At 66.1% G+C, this 20,175-nt stretch carries 19 protein-coding genes and 1 pseudogene; 8 read left to right on the plus strand and 12 right to left on the minus strand.

What is annotated here, in order from left to right:
* Window position 1: 1 nt before the first annotated feature.
* Both JCQ34_RS12875 and JCQ34_RS12880 read left to right on the plus strand, forming a co-directional pair.
* Window positions 2-427 (plus strand): DUF3788 family protein, encoded by a 426-nt coding sequence (locus JCQ34_RS12875; RefSeq protein ID WP_286398038.1) that lies wholly within the window; start codon window positions 2-4, stop codon window positions 425-427.
* A gap of 121 nt (window positions 428-548) precedes the next feature.
* Window positions 549-1,328, plus strand: a complete 780-nt coding sequence (locus tag JCQ34_RS12880) for an alpha/beta fold hydrolase (RefSeq protein WP_286398039.1) — start codon at window positions 549-551, stop codon at window positions 1,326-1,328.
* A gap of 294 nt (window positions 1,329-1,622) precedes the next feature.
* On the opposite strand, the gene ychF is transcribed toward JCQ34_RS12880, so the two are convergent.
* Window positions 1,623-2,708, minus strand: coding sequence for a redox-regulated ATPase YchF (ychF, locus tag JCQ34_RS12885; RefSeq protein WP_236799007.1), 1,086 nt, complete (start codon window positions 2,706-2,708; stop codon window positions 1,623-1,625).
* 90 nt (window positions 2,709-2,798) lie between these two features.
* Here ychF and JCQ34_RS12890 point away from each other — a divergent pair, with 90 nt between their 5' ends.
* Window positions 2,799-4,028: a DNA recombination protein RmuC gene (locus tag JCQ34_RS12890; RefSeq protein WP_286398040.1), complete on the plus strand. Its 1,230-nt coding sequence runs from the start codon at window positions 2,799-2,801 to the stop codon at window positions 4,026-4,028.
* Between the two features lie 94 nt (window positions 4,029-4,122).
* On the opposite strand, the gene JCQ34_RS12895 is transcribed toward JCQ34_RS12890, so the two are convergent.
* Window positions 4,123-5,202, minus strand: a complete 1,080-nt coding sequence (locus JCQ34_RS12895; RefSeq protein ID WP_286398041.1) for a 4-hydroxy-3-methylbut-2-enyl diphosphate reductase — start codon at window positions 5,200-5,202, stop codon at window positions 4,123-4,125.
* Between the two features lie 9 nt (window positions 5,203-5,211).
* The gene (locus tag JCQ34_RS12900; protein WP_286398042.1) at window positions 5,212-6,063 is read right to left on the minus strand and encodes a hypothetical protein; all 852 of its coding nucleotides are present in this window, start codon (window positions 6,061-6,063) and stop codon (window positions 5,212-5,214) included.
* Window positions 6,064-6,223: 160 nt separating this feature from the next.
* Here JCQ34_RS12900 and xseA point away from each other — a divergent pair, with 160 nt between their 5' ends.
* A complete protein-coding gene (xseA, locus tag JCQ34_RS12905; RefSeq protein ID WP_286398043.1) occupies window positions 6,224-7,576 on the plus strand; it encodes an exodeoxyribonuclease VII large subunit in 1,353 nt (450 codons plus the stop codon).
* Window positions 7,573-7,791 (plus strand): exodeoxyribonuclease VII small subunit, encoded by a 219-nt coding sequence (locus JCQ34_RS12910; protein WP_285248717.1) that lies wholly within the window; start codon window positions 7,573-7,575, stop codon window positions 7,789-7,791. The genes xseA and JCQ34_RS12910 overlap by 4 nt, the downstream gene beginning before the upstream one ends.
* Before the next feature lie 11 nt (window positions 7,792-7,802).
* Here the strand turns inward: JCQ34_RS12910 and JCQ34_RS12915 are convergent, their stop codons facing one another.
* From JCQ34_RS12915 to JCQ34_RS12940, 6 genes are all read right to left on the minus strand, one after another.
* Entirely contained in the window at window positions 7,803-8,657 is an 855-nt protein-coding gene (locus JCQ34_RS12915) for a polyphosphate kinase 2 family protein (protein WP_286398044.1), read from the minus strand.
* 51 nt (window positions 8,658-8,708) lie between these two features.
* A complete protein-coding gene (locus JCQ34_RS12920) occupies window positions 8,709-9,929 on the minus strand; it encodes a pyridoxal phosphate-dependent aminotransferase (RefSeq protein ID WP_286398046.1) in 1,221 nt (406 codons plus the stop codon).
* A 141-nt stretch (window positions 9,930-10,070) separates the two neighbouring features.
* Window positions 10,071-11,033, minus strand: a complete 963-nt coding sequence (locus JCQ34_RS12925; protein WP_286398048.1) for an ABC transporter substrate-binding protein — start codon at window positions 11,031-11,033, stop codon at window positions 10,071-10,073.
* Window positions 11,030-11,776 (minus strand): ABC transporter permease, encoded by a 747-nt coding sequence (locus JCQ34_RS12930; protein WP_286398050.1) that lies wholly within the window; start codon window positions 11,774-11,776, stop codon window positions 11,030-11,032. Before JCQ34_RS12930 ends, JCQ34_RS12925 begins: the two co-directional genes overlap by 4 nt.
* On the minus strand, window positions 11,773-12,495 hold the full coding sequence (locus JCQ34_RS12935; protein WP_286398052.1) for an ABC transporter permease: 723 nt from the start codon (window positions 12,493-12,495) through the stop codon (window positions 11,773-11,775). The genes JCQ34_RS12930 and JCQ34_RS12935 overlap by 4 nt, the downstream gene beginning before the upstream one ends.
* Entirely contained in the window at window positions 12,495-13,595 is a 1,101-nt protein-coding gene (locus JCQ34_RS12940; protein ID WP_286398053.1) for an ABC transporter ATP-binding protein, read from the minus strand. Before JCQ34_RS12940 ends, JCQ34_RS12935 begins: the two co-directional genes overlap by 1 nt.
* Before the next feature lie 235 nt (window positions 13,596-13,830).
* Between JCQ34_RS12940 and JCQ34_RS12945 the strand changes: the two genes are divergently transcribed.
* On the plus strand, window positions 13,831-14,853 hold the full coding sequence (locus JCQ34_RS12945; protein WP_286398055.1) for a pirin family protein: 1,023 nt from the start codon (window positions 13,831-13,833) through the stop codon (window positions 14,851-14,853).
* Between the two features lie 17 nt (window positions 14,854-14,870).
* Here the strand turns inward: JCQ34_RS12945 and JCQ34_RS12950 are convergent, their stop codons facing one another.
* Together JCQ34_RS12950 and JCQ34_RS12955 are read right to left on the minus strand one after the other, a co-directional pair.
* Window positions 14,871-15,851 carry an N-acetylglucosamine kinase gene (locus tag JCQ34_RS12950; protein ID WP_434738911.1) on the minus strand — a complete coding sequence of 327 codons (981 nt, stop codon included), beginning with the start codon at window positions 15,849-15,851 and terminating at the stop codon, window positions 14,871-14,873.
* Between the two features lie 93 nt (window positions 15,852-15,944).
* Window positions 15,945-16,918, minus strand: a pseudogene (locus JCQ34_RS12955) (LysR substrate-binding domain-containing protein).
* Between the two features lie 101 nt (window positions 16,919-17,019).
* Here JCQ34_RS12955 and JCQ34_RS12960 point away from each other — a divergent pair.
* A complete protein-coding gene (locus JCQ34_RS12960) occupies window positions 17,020-18,258 on the plus strand; it encodes an MFS transporter (RefSeq protein WP_286398057.1) in 1,239 nt (412 codons plus the stop codon).
* A 142-nt stretch (window positions 18,259-18,400) separates the two neighbouring features.
* Window positions 18,401-18,904, plus strand: a complete 504-nt coding sequence (locus JCQ34_RS12965; RefSeq protein WP_142133173.1) for an Lrp/AsnC family transcriptional regulator — start codon at window positions 18,401-18,403, stop codon at window positions 18,902-18,904.
* A 25-nt stretch (window positions 18,905-18,929) separates the two neighbouring features.
* Here JCQ34_RS12965 and JCQ34_RS12970 read toward each other — a convergent pair whose 3' ends face one another.
* Window positions 18,930-20,174, minus strand: coding sequence for an MFS transporter (locus tag JCQ34_RS12970; protein WP_286398059.1), 1,245 nt, complete (start codon window positions 20,172-20,174; stop codon window positions 18,930-18,932).
* Window position 20,175: the final 1 nt, after the last annotated feature.

Genomic DNA, 20,175 nt, shown 5'->3' on the forward strand with positions numbered 1-20,175 from the left:
CGTGCCTGGCCATGTCGCTGTCCTGACCGATCCCGGCCGCATGCCCGACGACGAACAGATCCGCCAGCATCTGGGTGCTTCCTTCGCCGCCTGGCAAGACCTCAAAGAGCTGTTGTCCCGACCCTACCTTGGCCTGGAGTTGTCGTGGCACCACTATCGGGACGGCGGATGGCTGTGCAAGGCTCTCCGGGGCAGCAAGAATATGGCGTGGTTGGCGGTCTGGGACGGCTACGCCACGGTCACGTGCTACTTCTCCGCCCGACACCGCAATGACCTCGCCGCGCTGCCCCTCCCTGACAACCTCCGGGCCCAGATCACCGGGGTGGAGATGTCCGGAGCGATGCTGCCGGTCGTCGTCCGGATCCGCTCGCCGGAGGATATCGGGGCCGCCATCGAGGTGGTCCGTTACAAGCTTCGGGCGCGGTAGCAGCGGCAGCCGCCCGCGGAAGCGGGCACGTCATGGTGTCGTGGCCACCACGGGCTAGACGTTGAAGCGGAACGAGGCCGGTGTTGGCCAGATATATTGCACCGCCCCCTAGAGTGAAGGCATGCTGCACTCAACCCGGCAAGGCTCCGGTAAGCCACTCCTCCTGATCCACGGACTCGGTTCCAGTATTGGTAACTGGAACCCGGTAATCCCGGCGCTGGCCGCTGAACGCAATGTAATCGCCATCGACCTCCCCGGTTGCGGCGAATCCGCGCCGCTGACCGGCGAAACCACCATTGCCACGCTGACCGATGCCGTCGAAGCCTTTATCCGCGACGAGAAACTGGATGACATTGATCTCGTAGGCAGCTCCATGGGCGCCCGGATGGCAATGGAAATGGCGCGGCGAGGGCACGCTGCCACCACGATTGCACTGGACCCTGGTGGCTTCTGGAATGACCGCCAGGCAGCGATCTTTGGGGCAAGCATCAAAGCATCCGTCGCACTGGTGCGCCGCATCCAACCGGCACTCCCCTTCCTCACGGGCAACCCCGTGGGCCGCACGGCCCTGTTGGCTCAGTTCTCCGCCCATCCCTGGAAACTGCAGCAGGATCTGGTCCTGCATGAGCTTCGCGGGTTCAAGACATCGACCAGCCTGGACCCGGCCCTCAACGCGCTGATTCACGGCCCCCGCCAGGAAGGCGCACCGGCCGGTTCACTCAAGGGCAAAGTGGTAATCGGATGGGGGCGGAAGGACAAGGTCACCCCTCCCAGTGAGGCGGCGCGTGCCGCGGAGCTGTTCCCGGATGCCACCCTTCACTGGTTCGAAAACTCCGGTCACTTCCCACACTGGGACCAACCAACGGAAACGGCACGCCTGATCCTCGATAGCACGGGCTGAGCTGCGCGGCGGAGTCATTGGCCTTGAGGCAGTGTTGGCGGTGTGTACATTGCTTCGAGCACGGCAAAGAGCCATTCCCCGTCCCGGCCCTGCTCACCAAGCCTTGAGTCCGAAACGCCCGTACTCATTCCCCGGACGGGCGTAAGGGGAATGCTCGAACGACCGCTTATCCCCCCAAAAACGAGCCGCAGTCAATTTTTGCCGGGACAGGTTTTTCTGACCCTGGATACAGGCGAAGGCCGCTAAGAACAGTGTTCTTGGCGGCCTTCGCAGAGGTTTCACGAGGGTCAGAAACTACACATTGAAGCGAAATTCAACCACGTCGCCGTCGGCCATGACGTATTCCTTGCCTTCGATCCGCACCTTGCCGCGGGACTTTGCCTCGGCCATGGAGCCGGCCTCGACCAGGTCATTGAAGGAAACAACTTCGGCCTTGATGAAGCCACGCTGGAAATCGGAGTGGATGACACCCGCCGCTTGCGGTGCCGTATCCCCCTGCCTGATGGTCCAGGCCCGTGCTTCCTTGGGGCCGGCCGTGAGGTAGGTCTGCAGCCCCAGGGTGTGGAAGCCGACGCGGGCCAGCTGGTCCAGGCCGGACTCGTCCTGGCCGTTCATCTCGAGCATCTCGCGGGCCTCTTCCTCGTCCAGTTCGACGAGGTCCGCTTCGAGCTTGGCGTCCAGGAAGATGCAGTCTGCCGGAGCGACCATGGCGCGCAGCTCTTCCTGCTTTTCCGGGCTGCCCAGGATGCCTTCGTCGGCATTGAAGACGTAGATGAAGGGCTTGGCCGTCAGCAGCCCCAGTTCCTTGAGGTGTTCCATCTCCAATTTGTCGCTCTTGATGGAGGAGTAGATGGTGTCACCGCGCTCCAGCACTGCCTGCGCGGCCTTGATGGCGGCGAGTTCGGCGGCTTCGCGCTTCTTGATCTTGACTTCTTTTTCGATCCGCGGGATGGCTTTTTCGATGGTCTGCAGGTCCGCGAGGATCAGTTCGGTGTTGATGGTTTCCATGTCCGAGCGCGGGTCCACCTTGCCGTCGACATGCACCACGTCGGGGTCGTCGAAGACCCGGACAACCTCGGCAATGGCTTCAGCCTCGCGGATATTCGCGAGGAACTGGTTGCCCAGCCCCTCCCCCTCGGATGCGCCCTTGACGATGCCGGCGATGTCAACGAAGGACACGGCGGCGGGCAGGATGCGCTGGGAACCGAAGATTCCGGCGAGCTTCTGCAGCCTGGGGTCCGGGAGGTTCACCACACCCACGTTGGGTTCGATCGTGGCGAACGGGTAGTTCGCGGCCAGGACCTGGTTGCGGGTAAGCGCGTTGAAGAGGGTTGATTTGCCGACGTTGGGCAGTCCGACGATGCCAATAGTAAGAGCCACGAGCATTGATTCTACCCGCCGGGCCGCCGGGGACAGTACCGGGGAATGTCACTGCCGGTGAATGTCAGAGCCCCGTGCAACAGTGAAGCCATGGATGCTTTTGCCTTGATTCTGGCCCTCTTCATGCTGCTGTTGGGCGCCCTTGCCGGCGCCGCAGCCACCTATTTCTCCCTTCGCCGCAATTCCCATGCGCTGGAGGCGGACTTTGACCAGGTCTCGTCGCGCCTTTCAGAGGTCACGGCGCAGTTTGCAGCGGCCGACGCCGAGCGGCGGCTTTTGGCGGCACAGAACCGCGAGCTGGGAGAGGCCAGGACACAGGACGGGAGTGTGCTGCGTGCCCTTGCGCCCGTGGCGGAGAAGCTGTCCGCCGTCCAGCAGCAGGTCGCTTTGCTGGAGCGGGACCGGGTGGAGCAGTACGGCCAGCTGGCCCAGCAGCTGCAGGAGGCCCGGCTTTCCGACGAACAGCTCATCCGCTCCACCCATGCCCTGGAATCGGCGCTGCGGTCCAACAGCGCCCGGGGCCAGTGGGGCGAGGTGCAGCTCAGGCGCGTGGTGGAGGCCGCCGGGATGCTCCGTCACGTGGACTTCGTGGAACAGGTGCACAGCGCCGGCCATGACTCGGCTGTCCGGCCGGACCTGGTGGTGCAGCTGCCGGGCCAAAAGCAGCTGGTGGTGGACGCCAAGGTTCCACTGTCGTCATACCTTGAGGCGCAGGAACTGGGCGCGGTGGACCTTGGCCCGGGCCGGCGGTCCGGGGCGCAGTCGGCGAACGACGGAAGAAACCAGCAGGCCCTGCTGGCCGCGCATGCCAAGGCCCTGAGGGCACACGTCGATGCGCTGGGCACCAAGAAGTATTGGGACATTCCGGGGAACTCGCCGGAACTGGTGGTGTGCTTCATCCCGGCCGAATCCATCCTGGCGGCTGCCCTGACGGCTGACTCCGGGCTTCTGGACCACGCCTTGTCCCGCAACGTCGTCCTCGCGTCCCCGAGCACCCTGCTGGCCGTGCTGAAGTCCGTGGCCTTCACATGGCGCCAGGACGTCCTGACGGACAGTGCGCGCGAACTCTTCGAACTCGCGCGGCAGCTGTACGACCGGATGGGCACGCTGGGAGAGAACGTCACCAAACTCGGATCCTCGCTGAAGACCTCCGTGGACCGCTACAACGCCATGGTCGGCACGCTGGAAGCCAGGGTGCTGCCCACCGCCCGGAAACTCAACAGCCTGGAAGAGTCGGGCCTCACCACGCCTTCGGTGGTGGAGGTAACCCCACGCGCGCTGGTGGCTCCCGAACTTCAGGGTGATGACGAGGCGGCCTGAAGTTCCCATGAAGACAGGTGGGGCCGGGCAGTCGGTGACTGCCCGGCCCCCCTAAATTCTGCTTAAATGCGCTGGCTGTTTGCCGTGGTTGTTTTCAGTTGCGGGACCGGCGGCCACCCAGGGCGCGGCTGACATCGCCGGACTGTTTCAGGGTTGCGCGAAGTTCCTTGGGCAGCGAGAACAGCAAGTCTTCTTCGGCCGTCACCACTTCCTCCACGGTGCCATAACCGTAATCGGCCAAGAGCCTCAGCACGTCCTGCACCAGCACCTCCGGAACGGACGCCCCAGACGTGACCCCGATGCTGGCGACGCCTTCAAACCATGCTTCGTCAACCTCATTGGCGAAGTCCACGCGGTAGGAAGCCTTGGCACCGTATTCGAGCGCCACCTCCACCAGGCGGACGGAGTTGGATGAGTTGGCCGAGCCCACCACGATCACCAGGTCCGCCTTGGGCGCGATCTTCTTGATGGCCACCTGCCGGTTGGTGGTGGCATAGCAGATGTCATCGCTGGGCGGGTCCTGCAGGGTGGGGAACCGTTCCTTGAGCAGCCGGACTGTCTCCATGGTCTCGTCAACACTCAGCGTGGTCTGGGAAAGCCAGATGACCTTCCCGGGGTCGCGGACGGTCACCTTGTCCACTTCGTGGGGGCCGTTGATGATCTGGATGTGCTCCGGCGCTTCGCCGGAGGTGCCTTCCACTTCCTCGTGTCCGTCGTGGCCGATCAGGAGGATGTCGAAATCGTCCTTGGCGAAGCGAACGGCTTCCCTGTGCACCTTTGTGACCAGCGGGCAGGTGGCGTCGATGGTGCGCAGACCGCGGTCTTCCGCGGATTGGACCACTGCCGGGGAGACGCCGTGGGCGGAGAAGATGACCAAGGCGCCTTCCGGGACTTCGTCAGTCTCGTCCACGAAGATGGCGCCCTTTTCCTCCAGGGAGCTGACTACGTGGACGTTGTGGACGATCTGCTTGCGGACGTAGACGGGCGGGCCGTAGTGCTCCAGCGCCTTCTCGACCGCAATGACGGCCCGGTCAACGCCGGCGCAGTAGCCGCGGGGAGCCGCCAGCAGCACCTTCTTGGTGCCGTCGACGGGGGCTGCGGCTGCTACTTCCTCAGGCGAACGGCGCCTACGTGGAATGGTTGGCATCGAAAGGGGTACGGCCGTGGTGGTCATCCCTCCATGTTACCGGCTGGTCCGCGCCCGTTTCCGGGATGCGAACAACGTCACAATGCCCGCCGCCACCAGGACGCCACCCGTAATTGCTGCAGTGGTGATCCACCCCTCGAAGTCCGCCCCTGCGGCGGCCAGGAACTCGTCACGGAACATGTTGGCCATTGCATTGCCGGTGTCTGTTGCCTGGGCACGGGCCGAGCCCACCTGCAACCCGGTCCCCCACAGGGCGGCGAGCGCCAATCCTCCAACGCCGGCTGCCAAGAGCACGGTCCAGCGGCGCCGTGCAGCGACCAACGCCAGCAGGAACGCTGCAGCCGAACCGATGGCCAGGATGTAGCCCATCGGCGCATAGGTGGCCAGCCGTTCGGTCCACTCCCTTTGCGCGGGCTGGCCGACGTTGATCAGGGTTTGCTCCGGCGGGTTCAGGGGAAGCCGCGTGGTCCGGGAGATCTCCTCCGAGCCGAGGGCTACCAAGGGGGCCACGTCGAGAGTCAGCGATGACGGCGACGCACCGCCCTGGGAATCCGCCGAAGGGTCGGCGAAACTCAGACGGTGGCTGCGGCGGAGCGTCTCCTCCCAAGCCGCCGGGTAGCCCGGCAGCCCGGTCAGCGATTCCGCCGCCTTCTCAAGCATTGGTTCGACCAGTCCCGAAAGAAAGCTGGGGACCGATCCGGTGTCAATCGTTCCCACGGCCGCCCCAGCCAGCTTCCGCTGGAAGTCGGAGTCCTTTCCGAGCGGAGCGGCGAGGCGGACAAACCCGTCTTCCTGGACAATGTTCCGGTCCACCCAGATAGCGGGAACGGCGACAGCGGCCAGGAGGATGCCCAGCACGGTGGCAATGGCAGAGACAAAAGTACGCACAACAGGTCCTTCGTGGTTGGGGGCCTTAACCCATCCTAGGCAGGACAGTTGGGCTCTCCCTGTCAGCCCCCGGTGCTACACCTTATGGATAAGGTTGATTGAAGCCCCCACGAGATAAAGGACCGCATGCCCGCAGCACCAGCTTCCCAATGGCGTCCGCATGTCTGAGCAGGCGTCCCTACCGGGTACCGCCCCCACTACGCTGCCGGCTACCGCGGCGGAAACCAGCCCGGATAACCCCTGGCCCCTGCAGCTGCTCTCGCAGAAGCTGAAGGCCCACATTGACCGCACTCCGTCCGCATGGGTGGAAGGCCAGGTCATCGAGCTGAACCGTCGCGGCAGCAACGCCTACCTGACCCTTCGCGACGTGGACGCAGAGGTCTCACTGCCGGCGTCCGTATGGACCAAGGTGCTGGAACGCCAGAACCTACCGCTGGAGCGCGGGTCGCGGGTGGTGGCACTGCTGAAGCCGGAGTTCTGGCTGAAAACGGGCAGGCTCAACATGCTGGTGCGGGACATCCGTCCGGTGGGACTTGGTGACCTGCTGGCCAGGATTGAGCGGCTGCGGCAGGCCCTGGCAGCGGAGGGCCTGTTCGCAGACTCCAGGAAGAAGCCCCTGCCGCTGCTGCCGCACCGGATCGGTCTCATTACGGGCCGCGACTCGGATGCAAAGAAGGACATCCTGCGGAACGCAGCCCTGCGGTGGCCGGCGGTTGAATTTGAGATCCGCGAGGTCGCCGTCCAGGGGAATACGGCTGTGGCCCAGGTGGTCCGTGCCCTGCGCGAACTGGATGCCCGGCCGGAGGTGGACGTAATTGTCATCGCCCGCGGCGGCGGAGCGCTGGAAGACCTTTTGCCATTCAACAGCGAGGACCTGATCCGCGCAGTGGCTGCGGCCTCGACTCCCGTGGTGAGCGCCATCGGCCACGAGGCGGACCGCCCGCTGTTGGACTATGTCGCGGACCTGCGCGCCTCCACCCCCACCGATGCCGCCAAGCGGATCGTGCCGGAGGTCTCCGAAGAGCTTGCCGGAGTACGCCAGGCCCGTGAACAGCTGCGCCGCTGCATGGAGCGGCTGGTGGACCGGGAATCGGACCGGTTGGCAGCCCTGCACTCGCGGCCTGTCATGGCGGCCCCGGAGGGCATGGTCTCGGTCCGGGCCGAGGAAATAGAACGGCTTCTGCGGCGTTCGTCCGCTGCGGTAAGTTCCACCGTGGTGCGCGCAGCAGACCAGCTTGAGCACCTCAAAGCCCAGGTACGCGCACTGTCCCCGCAGAAGACGCTGGACCGGGGGTACGCCGTCGTCGAACTGGCAGGAAACCAGGCCGCGCGGATCGCCGAAGCCGGGCACGCAGTTGTCCGCCGCCCCGCCGAGGCGCCTGCTGGTGCCGCCCTGTCCATCCGCGTGGCGGAGGGACGCTTCGGCGCCACGTCCACCGGACCTGTGCAGTCCGCCGGCGGATCCCAACCGGGAAACCCAGACCACCACGAGGAGTTGGAAGAAAAAGCATGACGGAACAGAAACCAGAGCCGGACGTCGCAGGTCTGAGCTACGAGGAAGCACGGGAACAGCTCATCGCCGTGGTGGGCAGGCTGGAGGCGGGAGGCGCGAGCCTTGAGGAATCGCTGGCGCTGTGGGAACGCGGCGAGGCCCTGGCAGCCCGCTGCGAGGAGTGGTTGGAAGGTGCACGGAAGCGCCTGGCTGCAGCCAGGGACCAACCACTGTAGGCCACGGATTTTCAGGAACGGGCCACCAGTTCGCGCTCCGTGGCGACGTCGAATGCAGCCTTTGGCCATTTGAGGTTCATTCCGGACAGGGCTCCGAGCAGCAGCTGCTGGACCGCGATGCGGGCATACCACTTCTTGTTGGCCGGGACGATGTGCCACGGCGCGTCCGGCGTGCTCGTTTCGTCGATCGCCGCCTGGTAGGCACTCATGTAATCGTCCCAAAATGCGCGCTCGTCCAGGTCGCCGTGGCTGTACTTCCAGTGCTTGGCCGGGTTGTCCAGCCGGGCCAGCAGGCGTTCCTTTTGCTCGTCACCGCTGATGTGCAGCATCACCTTGACCACTTTGGTCCCGGAATCCGTAAGTCTCGCCTCGAATTCATTGATGGCAAGGTACCGCCGCTTGATTTCATCCGGACTGGCCCAGCCATGAACACGGTGGATGAGGACGTCCTCATAATGGGAACGGTCAAACACACCCACCATCCCGGCGGCCGGCACTTCCTTCTCGATCCGCCACAGGAAGTCGTAGGACTTTTCCTCGTCGGTGGGTGCCTTGAAAGCCTTGAACTGGACACCCTGCGGGTTCATCGAGGCCATGACGTGGCTGACGATTCCGCCCTTGCCGGCGGTGTCCATGGCCTGCAGAATCAGCAGGACCCGCTTGGTCCCGCCGAAGCGGGACTCGGCAAAGAGCTTCTCCTGCAACCCGGAAAGTTCGTCGTCCATCTCCGCGAGGAGCAGCTTGCCGTCGTCCTTGTTCCCGCTGTAACCGGGAGTCGAGTCGGGATCCACCGCGGCAAGGGAGAACCCCTCCCCCGCCCGAAGGGTCTGAGCAGGATGCTGGTCGAAGCCAACGACGCGGGCCATGGGGAATCCTTTCGGCAAGGGTTGCACGGACCGGCGGCCCGTGAGCACAGGCTAGTTCCCCTGGTACCTGCTTAGGAAGTCCCCCATCCGGCCAATGGCTTCCTCGATGTCCTTCACGTTGGGCAGCGTCACCATGCGGAAATGGTCCGGGCGGACCCAGTTGAAGGCCCGGCCATGGGACAGCAGGATCTTCTGCTCCCTCAGCAGGTCGAGGACAAATTTCTCGTCATCCCGGATGTGGTACACCTCTGGATCCAGGCGCGGGAAGAGGTACAGTGCGCCCCTTGCCTGCTGGGTGCTGACGCCGGGAATGGCGTTGAGCATGTCGTAGGCCTTGTTCCGCTGCTCCAGCAGGCGCCCGCCCGGGAGGATGAGGTCGTTGATGCTCTGGTAGCCGCCCAGTGCGGTCTGGATGGCGTGCTGGGCCGGAACGTTGGCGCACAGCCGCATGTTGGCCAGGAGGTTGATGCCTTCGAGGTAGTCGGCGGCCTCCTTCTTGGGGCCGGATATGGCCATCCAGCCGGCCCGGTAGCCACAGACCCGGTAGGCCTTGGACAGGCCGCTGAACGTCAGGCACAGGACGTGGTCGTCGGTGAGTTTGGCAAGGTTTACGTGGACGGCATCCTCGTACAGGATTTTTTCGTAGATCTCGTCGGCGAAGATCACCAGGCCGTGCTTTTCAGCCAAGGCAACGATGCGCTTGAGCGTCTCTTCGGGGTAGACGGCGCCCGTCGGGTTGTTCGGGTTGATGACCACGATTCCCTTGGTGCGGGGCGTGATTTTGGCTTCCATGTCCTCAAGGTCAGGCTGCCAGCCGGATTCCTCGTCGCAAAGGTAGTGGACGGGCTTACCGCCGGCGAGCGCCACGGAGGCCGTCCACAGCGGGTAGTCCGGCGTGGGGATGAGGACCTCGTCGCCTGAATCCAGCAGCGCCATCAGGGACATGGTGATGAGCTCACTGACACCGTTGCCCAGGTAGATGTCATCAACGTGGATGTTCTGGATACCCCGGGTCTGGTAGTACTGCGACACCGCGGTGCGCGCCGAGAAAATGCCGCGCGAGTCGCTGTACCCCTGCGCGTGCGGCAGGTGGCGGATCATGTCCACCAGGATGGCATCCGGTGCCTCGAAGCCGAACGGGGCCGGGTTGCCGATGTTCAGTTTGAGGATCCGGTGGCCCTCCGCCTCCATCTGCTGGGCGGCCTGCAGAATCGGTCCACGGATGTCATAGAGAACGTTGTGAAGCTTCGTGGACTGCCTGAATTCTGCCATTCCTCAAATATGCCACAGAAGGGATGCGTCCCCGTTGAGACATCCACCACACGGCCGACGGCGGCTGCCGGACCTTTTGCAGGTCCGGCAGCCGCCGTCGTCGTCACCGAAGTTCCCCTCGCCGGAGGGGAGGCGCAATGCCTACTTAACGATGCCCTTCTCCTTGAGCCAGTTGTTCGCCGCGGTCTTGGCGTCCTGCTTCTGGCTGCCGCTGACCGCACGGTTGAGGTTGATCAGGTCATCGGTGGTGAGGGTGCTGGACACCGAGTTCAGTGCCTGCTTGGCCTTGTCCGTCATCTTGGCCTTGTTGTACAGCGGCAGGACCTGCTGGGCGATGAAGTTGTTCTTGGGATCGTCCAGCACCACCAGGTCGTTGTCGGCGATGGAGGGGGTGGTGGTGTAGATGTCCGCCACCTGCACCTGGTCCTCCAGCAGCGCCTTCAGCGTGACGGGGCCGCCGCCGTCACTGAAGGGCTCCAGCTTCTTGGGCTCGCAGTTGTAGTTCTTCTTCAGGCCGGGCAGGCCGTAGGCGCGCTCGGCGAAGGTAGCCGGGGCGCCGACGACGATCTGGCTGCAGACCTTGGCCAGGTCCTCGATGGACTTCAGCTGGTACTTTTCCGCGGTGGCCTTGGTGACCACCATGGCGTCCTTGTCTTCAGCCTTGGACGCGTCCAGCACGCCGAGCCCGTCCGGCAGCTTGCCGGGCAGCGCCTTGGCGATGTCGCCGGCGGAGACTTCCTTGGCTTCCTTGTCCACGTACAGCAGCAGGTTGCCGCTGTAGTCGGGCACCACGTCCACGGAGCCGTCCTGGACCGCCTTGAAGTAGACCTCCCGGGAACCAATATTCGGCTTGGTGGTGGCGGTGATTCCGTTGGCGTTCAGCGCGCCGGCGTAGAGCTCGGCGATGATCTGGCTTTCGGGGAAGTCGGCGGAACCCACCACCAGGGAGGTGGCTTCGCCGGAAGCCCCGCTGCTGGACGCCGGCGGGTTCTTCAGGGGGTCGGATGAACCGCCGCAGGCGGATAGCACCACAGCCAGGCCAACTCCGGCGGCGAGGCCACCGAATGCCCGCCTGCCGAGGCGCTGGGGACGGCTATCTTTCATGACTTACCTCCTTGTACAACAGTCTCCGCAACAACGGGGTCTGTGAGATCAACCGCAGCCTCCTGGCTGCGGTAGGACAGCTTCGAGGGCCCCTGGGTCAGGAACAGCCTCTGGAACAGGGCCAGGATGAGGTCGACGGCGATGGCCAGCACAGCGATGAGGAGGGAACCTCCCAGCATCTGGGGGAAGTCGCTGAGGGCCAGGCCGTCGAAGAGGTAGCGGCCCAGGCCGCCGAGGTTGATGTAGGCAACCACGGAGACGGTGGCGATCACCTGCAGCACGCCGGTCCGGAATCCGCCGAACATGACGTGGAGCGCGTTGGGCAGCTCGGCCCGGAACAGGACCTGCAGTTCCGTCATGCCCATGGCGCGGGCGGCATCCACCACGTTCCGGTCAACACTGGAAATTCCTGCGTAGGTTCCGGCGAGCAACGGCGGGACGGTGAGGATCACCAGGGCCCACACCGGGGGCATCAGTCCGATGCCGGCCAGCAGCACGAACAGGATCAGCAGGCCAAGGGTGGGAAGCGCACGGAGTGCCCCGGCCAGCGCCACGACGGCCACGCGGCCCTTTCCCGTGTGGCCGACAAAAAGCCCGACCGGAACGGCGATGGCGGTGGCGATGAGCATGACCAGCCCGGTGTATTGGAGGTGCTCCCCCATGCGCGCTGGGATGCCCATGCTTCCGGACCAGTGGAGCGGGTCGGCGAGCCAGGCGAACGTATCGGCAAAGACGTTGCTCACGCTGTTCCTCCCGCCGTTGACGCGGACGGTTCGGCTGCGGCAGGTGCTTCCGAAGAGGTACGCCCCACGCCGCGGTCCCGCCGGTTGCCGGCCCGCTCCCAGGGGGTGAGGATGCGCTCCAGCAGGACCAGGACAGCATCCATCAGCAGGGCCAGGACCAGGATGGCGATGATGCCCACCACCACCTCGGTGACGAAGTCACGCTGGAGGCCGTCCGTGAAGAGCATGCCCAGGTTGCCGACACCCAGGAGGGCCGCAACACTGACCAGCGAGATGTTGCTGACGGACACCACGCGCAGTCCGGCGAACAGAACCGGCAGGGAGAGCGGCAGGTCGACCTGCAGGAACCTGGCCAGCGGCTTGAAGCCCATGGCCTGGGCGGCCTGGCTAATGTCCGCGTCAACGGAATCGAAGGCGTCCAGGGCGGCGCGGACCAGCAAGGCCACCGCGTAGATGGTCAGTGCCACCACCACGTTGAGGGGGTCCAGGATCCGGGTGCCCAGGATGGTGGGCAAGATGATGAACAACGCCAGCGACGGGATGGTGTACAGGAGGGAGGATGCGGTCAGCACCACGGAACGCAGTGCGCTGTTCCGCCGGGCCAACTGCGCCAGCGGGATGGAGATCAGCAGGCCCAGGACCATGGGAACGATGGCCAGCACCAGGTGCTGGCCGCCGCGTTCCAGGATCATGCCGATGTTGGCAAGGAACCATTCCATCAGAGGGCGGCCTGCCGCACCTGGCGCGCTTCTTCGATGAGCGCCAGCACTTCCCCGCCGCGGACCACACCAAGTACCTTGCCGTCGGCGTCAACGGCAACGCCCAGGCCCGACGGCGAGGACAGGGCTGCGTCCAGGGCCCGCCGGAGGCTCTCCCCGGGACGGAACAGCGAACCGCCGGGAACGAGTTCAGTCTCGGTGCCCGGCGCCGACCATCCCAGCGGACGCATGTCCGCATCCACCACCAACTGCCAGCCGCCGACTGCGCTGGAATCGGACTCATATCCTCCCGCGGCGCGAATAATCGTGGGCACAGGGTGGATCACCACGCCGTCGGACGGGCTGAAACCGAGGTGCCGGAAGCCGCGGTCCCGGCCCACAAAGGACGCCACGAAGTTGTTGGCCGGCGCCCGGAGGATTTCCTCAGGGGTGGCGTACTGGGCGAGCTTGCCGCCAGTGGCAAAGACAGCAACCTTGTCACCCAGGACCGTCGCTTCGTCAATGTCGTGGGTGACGAACACAATGGTCTTGGCCAGGTCCTTTTGCAGGCGCAGCAGTTCCTGCTGGAGTTCGTCCCGCACAACCGGGTCCACTGCGCTGAACGGTTCGTCCATGAGGAGGATGGGCGGATCCGCCGCGAGGGCACGTGCCACGCCCACGCGCTGCTGCTGGCCGCCGGACAGCTGGGAGGGGTAGCGCCTGCCCAGGGAGTGCGCCAGGCCCACCACGTCCAGGAGTTCCTCGGCACGCCTGCGGGCGTCAGCTTTCGAAACGCCATTCAGCCTGGGGACGGTGGCGATGTTGTCCAGGACCGATCGGTGCGGCAGCAGCCCTGCCGACTGCATGACGTATCCCATGGACCGGCGCAGTTCGGCCGCAGGCACCGAGGTCACGTCCCGGCCATCCACGGTGATGGTCCCTGACGTGGGTTCCACCATGCGGTTGATCATCCGGAGGGATGTTGTTTTGCCGCAGCCGGAAGGGCCCACGAAGACGGTGACCGTGCCCTTGGCGATGGACATGGACAGCCCATCAACAGCAGGCTGGCCGCCCGGGTACTGCTTGGTAACGCTCTGGAACTCGATCATCGCCTGGTCCATGGTGCGGACTTACCTGTTCTCTTGGACGGACTGCTCCCAGCACCGCGACATTGCCATCAGCATGCTGATAGTTACGGTAACCCAAACGGGGGCAGGCTTCAGCAGCTAAAGCCCTAATCCCCGCAAAGGAATCCCTACTGTAACCATTCGGTACCCGCGCCGGCCCGGATGGGTTTCGAATCCGCATGCGCAACTGCTCCTGTCGGGGTGCCCTCGGCCCGCTTAGAGTAAAGGCGTGACCAACTTGGAAGTTTCACCCCAGGAAGAGCTCTGCCCGCCTGCCACCGCCGAGGAAACCTCCGGCCCCTGCCTTCAGCTGTGGCCTGAACGTGAAGTTCCCCTGGGAGGCGTCCGCGCCATGAACGTCAAACGGACGCTGCCGCAGCGCGGGCTTCCCACCATCGGCGCCTGGTGCTTCCTGGACAGCTTCGGCCCGGACCGGACCGCCATGTCCGTCCTTCCGCACCCGCACATCGGGCTGCAGACGGTGACCTGGCCGTTGGCGGGGCACATCCGGCACCGGGACAGTGTGGGCAGCGATGTGGTGGTGCGCCCCGGGGAGCTGAACATCATGACTGCTGGGCAGGGCGTGTCGCACTCGGAGTTCGCGGTGCTTCCTTCCGACGGCGGCCAGGAGTTGCCGCTGCAGCAGGGCCTGCAGCTGTGGGTTGCCCTTCCTGACGGGGACAGGCACAGGGAACCGGCGTTCGAACAGCACCGCGAGCTGCCGCGCGCCGCCGGCCAGGGCTACACCGCCACAGTGATGGTGGGCAGCCTTGCGGGAGTAACCTCGCCGGCAACGGTGTACTCGCCCATCGTCGGCGCTGACGTTTCCTGTGAAGGCGATGCTGTGCTCCCGCTGGACCCCACCTTTGAGCACGGGATACTGGTGCTCGACGGCGGCCTGGCGGTGGACGGGGAGGACCTGCCGGCGGGTCCGCTGGGCTACCTGGGCACCGGCCGTAGTGAATTACGGATGCAAGCGCGCCCCGGCACCCGGTTCCTGCTGATCGGCGGTGAGCCGTTCGGCGAGGAGCTGCTGATGTGGTGGAACTTTGTGGGCCGCACGCACGACGAAGTGGAACAGGCCCGGGACGACTGGGAAGCACAGGCGGGGCTGCCGGACACCGAAACGGCCGCCGCCCGCTACGGCCTGGTGCCCGGGCACGGTCCGGACGCCGGAGCGGAGGCAGGACGCATCCCGGCTCCCCCGTTACCGGGCGTTCGGCTGACGCCCCGCAAGCGCTCGGTCAGCTAGGAGCCGTGCCTAAAGAGTCAGGCGGGCTCTGCCAGCAGCTGGAGGACACCGAACACGGGTTCCTGGTCCAGGACGCGCACATCCATAATCCCGGCTGCGGCAAGGTTCCGGCGGAATGACTCCTGCAGGGGCGCGACGTTCATCCCCAGCCCGCCGCCCAGGATCACCGGCCCGTCAATCTTGAGCTGGCCCAGCACCTGCCCCGCCAGGTCGGCCAGGTCCCGCCCGGCCTGGTCCAGCAGGGCTGCACTGTCCTGGTGCCCGGCAGCTGCTGCTTCCACGACGTGCCTGGCCTGCTGTGCCCAGAAGCGGCGCCCGGTGTCCGGGGAGTGGAACAGCGCAATGAGCTTGTTGGGGTGGTCCAGCCCGCAGGACTGCATAAGGGCTGCGGTGAGCTGGTCGATGGGCAGGCCCTGGTTCATCCTGCGGAGGCTGTGCCGAACGGCTTCCCGTCCCAGCCAATAGCCGCTGCCTTCATCCCCCAACAGGTAACCCCAGCCGCCGGCCCGGGCCTCGCCGCCTTCGGCATTGCGTCCCCAGGCGGCCGAGCCGGTTCCCGCGATGACGGCCACACCCGTGCCCGCACGGCCGGCCGCCAGCAGTAAGCGGGAATCGTGGACAACGGTGATGAGTGCTTCCGGGACCAGCGGCTGGATCAGGGCAGCCAAGGCATCGGCGTCCTCGTCGGTATCGATTCCGCCGGAACCCGCATAAACCCGGTCCACGCGCCCACCGCCGATCCGGCCAAAAAGCTCCGCCAGGTTGCGGGCCGCCTGGTCACGGGTGACGTTCTGGACGTTGGAACTGCCTGCCGAATCGTCCGCGACCGGATGGCCGTCCTCAAAGCGGACCCCGTGCGTCTTCGTGCCGCCGATGTCCAGGCCGATCGTGACGCCCCGAAGCGGGTTTCCGGGCAGCGGATCGCCAGGCCGCGGTTCGCGCGGAGATTCCGCGGCTGGCTCGACAGGATGGGCGAAAGGGTTCTGGGTGTTCGTCACGTCACAAGGGTACTTGCGGGGACGGCTTGCCGGTGCTGCACCAGGGTGCCGCCCGGCGCCGCGCCGCCCGCCGCCGTCGGACGCCTCACTTGGTCAGCGGCCCGCTTTGGTAACCAGCCCCGCCAACAGGCCCGGACCTTGGGCTACCACCAGTTCGCGGAAGAGCCTGGCCGGAACAGGTTCGTTTTCAGGCTTCCGGCGCCGCCAGCTCACGCCGACTCACGGAACGCGAGCGGTGAATCCAGCGCCACTTCCACCCAGCCCAGGTCACCCGTTTCGGGGCGCAATATCCGGCCGGGCGCGTCACCACCTGGCGGCAGGATGCTGACGCCAAGGCCTGCCGAGACCAGTCCGCGGACAGTGTGGGAATCCTGGCTTTCAAAGGCGATCCGCGGGCGGTACCCGGCCGCGCGAAACAGGGCGTCAGTCAAGGACCGGAGCCCGTACCCGGGCCCCAGGGCGACGAACGGCTCTGTCCGGATATCGGCCATGGCCGCCTTGCGCCGCCGCGCCAGTGGGTGGCCATGATGCACCACCAGCCTGAGCGGCTCCCGGTACAGCGGTGCCGACTCGGCGTTTTTACCGGGTGGGGCCACGGGGGCGGTGAGAGCAAGGTCGGCTTCGCCGGAGGCAAGCTCCTCCAGGCAGGTGCTGCGGGCGCCCTGGCTGAGCCGGAAGGCGGTTCCGGGGTGCCGGGCGCGAAAGGCGCTAATCAGCAGGGGCAGTGTGGCTTCGCCGAAAGTGTGCTGGAAGGACACGGACACGGTGCCCCTGACCACCTCGGACTCGTTCCGGACCAGGTCCAGCCCGGCCTGGAACTCCGCGAGGGCATGCTCGATGTAGGGCAGCAGCGTACGGGCGGCGGGAGTCAGGCGGACTCCCCGCCCGTCCCGGACCAGGAGTTCGGTGCCGACGGCGGCGCTGGCCCGGGCCAGCGCCCTGCTCACCGTTGACTGGGGTACGCCGAGCAGTTCCGCTGTCTCCGTCACGTGCTCAGTGCGGCCCAGCTCGGCCAGTACCGGCAGGAGCGGCAGCAGCTGCGCCAACTGTTTCCGGTCCGGTTCCATGGCTCCTCTTTCCTCCGTCTTCCGAGTAATCCGATATTGATATCAGTCAAACAGAAAACATGCATTGGAAGCATCCATCGGCGGAGGACTACCCTGACTGGATGCCACAGAAAGCACCAGCCGGCACCGGCTCTTCCCCCGTTTGGAGTGGCCATCCCAAGGGATCGCGGGACTACGGCCGGATCCTCGCCGGCTTGGCGTGCGCCGGTGTGGCCACTTTCGCGCAGCTCTACTCAACCCAGGCTGTCCTGCCCCTCATGGCGGCCGACCTGGACATCACTGCTGCCGAGGCCGCCCTCACCATCTCCTTGGCCACCATGGGGTTGGCCGCCACGGTGATTCCCTGGTCCTTCCTGGCAGACCGCATTGGCCGGGTGAAAGCCATGATGTGGGGCATTACCGCGGCCACCGTCCTGGGCCTGCTGGTGCCGTTGTCCGCGAACTTCACTATGCTGCTTGTGCTGCGGCTGCTGGAAGGCATGGCCCTGGGCGGGATCCCCGCCATCGCCATCGCCTACCTCAACGAGGAGGTCAGCAAAGCCCATGCCGCGTTGGCAGCAGGAAGCTATGTTGCCGGCACCACCCTCGGGGGCCTGTCCGGCCGGCTCGTGGCGGGGCCGGTTGGTGAACTGTGGGGTTGGCGATCAGCGGCCTTGGCTGTGTCCCTGCTGGCGACCCTTGCCGCCGTCGTATTTCTTGTCCTGGTGCCCCGGGCCCGGGGCTTCGTTCCGGCCCAGGCCACTGGCCTCCGGAGCGCCATCCATACGCTCGCCGCCCATCTGCGGAATGTCCGGCTCCTGGCCATCTACACGCAGGCATTCCTGATGATGGGCGGGTTCGTGGCCGTCTACAACTACCTGGGCTTCCGGCTGTCCGCTGCGCCGTTCGGGCTCCCGGCCACCGTGATCAGCCTGATCTTCCTGGCCTACCTGTCCGGCACTGTCTCCTCCCGCTGGGCGGCGGGCCTGACCATGAGGTTTGGCCGCCGGAACGTCCTGCTCGCGGGACTTGTCCTTGCCGTGGCCGGTCTCGCCCTGACCCTCACCCCGGCCCTGGTGCTGATCCTGACCGGGCTGGTGGTGTTCACCGGGGGCTTCTTCGCCGCGCACAGCATCGGATCCGGGTGGACCGGCGCCATCGCCAGTACCGGACGGGCCCAGGCGGCCTCGCTGTACAACCTGGCCTACTACCTGGGTTCCAGCCTCCTGGGGTGGGCCGGCGGCCTGGTCTTCCAGGCCTGGGGCTGGGGCGCCCTGGCGGGAGCCGTCATGGCCCTGGCTTGCCTCACTGCCGCAACTGTCGCCGTCGTCCACCCCCGGGCCGAAACGCTCCCAGCCTGAGGCCCGCCGAGCCACTCATGAATTATCCGGCTTCAACAGCCGCAAGCGTGGTCTGGATATTCGGCGGGGCGCGTCCCTGCTGCGCGGATGGCGGCGATTCTGCGGTCTAGGATGAACCAAAGACCGTGTGGAAGGAACCGCAGTGAGTACGAATCCCAGGAACACCAGGCCCGGGCCACATCTTGAGCCGCTGGATGCGATTGACGAACGGCTCCTGGAAGCCCTCGTTTCCGATGCCAGGATTTCCAACAAGCAGCTCGCCGAACTGGTGGGGATCGCACCGTCCACAGCCCTGATGCGCACCCGCGCGCTGTCGGAACGGGGCATCGTGCAGGGCTATGAGGCGAAGCTGAACCTGTCGGCCATCGGCAGGTCCGTGCAGGCGCTGGTGGCCGTGCGGCTCCGCGCCCATGACCGGGACCAGATCGACCGGTTCACCGCACGCGTCCCGCACCTGCCGGCCGTGCTCTCCACCTTCCACACCTCAGGATCCGTGGACTACCTGCTGCACATCGCCGTCGGTAGCACCGAAGACCTGCGGGACTGGGTCCTGGACAACCTCGCTACCGATCCCGTGGTGGGGCACACCGAGACGACGCTAGTGTTCGAACACATCCAGGGCAACCACGGTCCCCTTCCGGACTAGCGCTGCTACGCAGGGAGGCCGGGCGTTACTTTCCCCGCCGGACGGCGGAGGCGGTGAATGTCCAGGCTGACAGGACAAGGGCCGCTGCGCCGCACAGCAGGACGAAGCCTTGGACGGCCGGGGCCATTCCGAACGCGGCGCTGGCCCAGCCAAGGCCCAGGACCGGCACTGCGCTCCCCAGGTAGGTGATGACATAGACGGTGCTGATGATCTGGGCATGGCGGGACGGCTCCACCCTGTCCGCAACGTCGTTGAAGACGATCCGGAATGCCAGGCCCTGCCCGAGCCCCGCCGTAACGGCGGCCCCAACCAGCAACAGGGGGCTGTGCCAGGCGCCGGCGGCCCCCAGCAGGATGACGGAGACGCCAAGGACGGCCAGGCCCGCGGGGAGGGTCAGGCGGCCGCGCACGGTGACCAGCTGGCTCAGGGCTGACGCCGCCAGGGGAAGGCCGGCCAGCACGCCAACCAGCGGCCGGGACTCCGTGCCCAGGACCTGCGCAAAGTAGCCCGGCGCCAGGGACAGGGAGAAGCCAAACACGGCAAAGCTGAGGAAGCCGACGGCGGACGCCAGCCAGAAAGCGCCCCTCGCCTGGCGTGAAACGGACGGCCGGCGCGGTGCAAGCGCGTGCATCGGACGGGACACGGCGGGCGCCATGATGGCCGGGCGGGCACGGACCAGGTACAGCGGGACCAGGAGCCCGGCAAGCAGCAGCGAGTGGACAACGTACGGGGCGGTGGTGGGGCCGGGAAGCAGCGACAGCAGCCCGCCGATAACGGGGCCCGCGGCCACTCCCCCGGACGAGGCCAGCAGCGTGAAGCGGGATGCCCACTCCGGGCGGGACGGAAGCAGCTCCCGGAGGGCAGCGGCGCTTGCCCCGGTGGCGAGCGCAACAGCCATTCCCTGCAGGGCACGTCCGGCACAGAGTGCGGCGAGCGATGCCGCTTCCGCGAAGATCCAGCCGCCCGCCAGCCCGGTCAGCACAGCAAGCAGGAGTGCAGCACGCCGGCCGATATGGTCAGACCAGTGGCCGGCCAGCAGCAGGGTTCCCACCAGTGCCAGGACGTAGCTGGCGAAAGCTGCGGTCACCTCGAGGCTGGAGAGCCCCAGGTTGGCCTGCAGCAGCGGGTAGAGCGGCGTGGCAAGGTTGGCACCTACCAGGAGCAGGAAGATGGCCGCGCCGGATATCACCAGCCGCGCCGTGGTGGAGGCATTCCATCCACTGGACGCCGCCGTTGCCGGACGCATGCGCAGTTCACTGAAGACCGTCAAT

The organism is Pseudarthrobacter defluvii (assembly GCF_030323865.1).
GTDB classification, from domain to species: Bacteria; Actinomycetota; Actinomycetes; order Actinomycetales; family Micrococcaceae; genus Arthrobacter; species Arthrobacter sedimenti.